The organism is Neisseria sp. P0008.S010 (assembly GCF_051962715.1).
Classification (GTDB): domain Bacteria; phylum Pseudomonadota; class Gammaproteobacteria; order Burkholderiales; family Neisseriaceae; genus Neisseria; species Neisseria elongata.
Genome location: NZ_JBQCVA010000125.1, coordinates 1 through 804 on the forward strand (window position 1 = coordinate 1; position 804 = coordinate 804).

The following is an 804-nucleotide window of genomic DNA, read 5'->3' on the forward strand; positions in this document are numbered from 1 at the left end:
TGCTTCTTTGGATTAGGTTTTCGTATTTCATTTGGAAATTGTAAATCTTCAGGATACTTTCGCAAGAGGTCTATTGCTGCAACAATGGGAAAACGGTCTGGTAAAAGCTCAAATAGCCGTCGTCAAAAGTTAGTAGGACAGGTTTTTCGGGCAGACTGCCTTTGCCTGCTTCCGCTTCTTTAATCTGGCGCCAGCTGACGGGTGTATAGCCGTTGTTTTTCAACCAGTCAAAATGCTCGATTAGTTTGCTACGGCTGACCGTGGGGGTATCCGTTTGACCGGACACCTTGCCCTCGACCACATCATGATATGTCAGTACGCCGTAGCGCATTTCGGCCCAAACTTGCCTTATTGGCAGCAAAAGCAGCAAAACAAGTAAAATTCTCATGGAAGTCCTTTTCAGACGGCTGGATGCAACAAAATAGCAATTACAGGATTTTTTGTTTTTTTAAGAGGGAACTGTGCTTAAATCAGGTAAAAAAATCAAATTTAACATTTAAACCGCCCCTAAATAGAATATATCGGCAATTTAATGTCTTTGTTAAAGATGTAATGATAATAGTACTTGCCAGGCAATCCGCTTTTACATTACATTGCACTACATAAGAGCAAACGCTCAACGCCAAGTAAACAAAGGCAATATAGAAATGAGGAAATAGGGCATAACCCACATGCAGTATAAATAAACAGGCTGTCCCATAAGGGCGGCCTGTTTTGCGTTTGCCGGTTATTAGACCTCTTGCGAAAATATTCATCCCATCGCATTAACCAGTCCTGCAATCAGATTTACCCTTAACCCGAACC

Annotated in this window: 1 protein-coding gene; it reads right to left on the reverse strand. The window is 41.9% G+C overall.

From position 1 onward, the window contains the following. Positions 1-70: 70 nt before the first annotated feature. Positions 71-388 (reverse strand): hypothetical protein, encoded by a 318-nt coding sequence (locus ACTHSL_RS12815; RefSeq protein WP_440381678.1) that lies wholly within the window; start codon positions 386-388, stop codon positions 71-73. Between the last annotated feature and the right edge of the window lie 416 nt (positions 389-804).